This window comes from Mesorhizobium sp. M2A.F.Ca.ET.039.01.1.1, assembly GCF_003998035.1.
Lineage (GTDB): Bacteria > Pseudomonadota > Alphaproteobacteria > Rhizobiales > Rhizobiaceae > Mesorhizobium.
On record NZ_RZRY01001500.1, the window covers coordinates 1 to 491 of the forward strand.

The 491-nt window shown below is 64.0% G+C and carries 1 pseudogene; it reads left to right on the forward strand.

Going from position 1 to position 491, the window contains the following annotated elements:
* Positions 1–170: 170 nt before the first annotated feature.
* A pseudogene (locus EOA24_RS40645) lies at positions 171–491 on the forward strand (branched-chain amino acid ABC transporter permease); the annotation flags it as partial.

Below are 491 nucleotides of genomic sequence, written 5' to 3' on the forward strand. Positions count from 1 at the left end.
CGGCGGCATGCTGCTCGGCTTCATCGAAGTCGGCCTGCTTGTCGCGCTGCCGCAGGAATATGCGGGCTTCAGGGATGCGCTCACCTACGCGATCATCGTCGCGTTGCTCGTCTACCGCCCGGAAGGCCTGCTCGGCCAGCGTATCGAACTCGGCGACAAGGAAATCTGACATGGCAGGCTCTGAATTGTCGCAAGCAGTCGAACAGATGGCGGCTCCGGTGGGCACAGCGCAGCCCGGCAATGCGGTTGTCCGCTCGCTGGTCGGCGGGCTGGTTACCGCGCTGCCGGTGCTGTTGATCGGCCTCCTGGTGCTGAATTTCGCGCCGACCTACTACACCTTCCTGGCGCTCGGCGCCTTCGTGAACCTGATCGTGGTGGTCGGGCTGCAGGTGTTCATGGGCAATTCCAACATCGCCAATCTCGGCCACAGCGCCTTTGTCGGGCTCGGCGCCTATGGCGTCGCCATCCTGTCGACGCCGCTTGCCATGAAG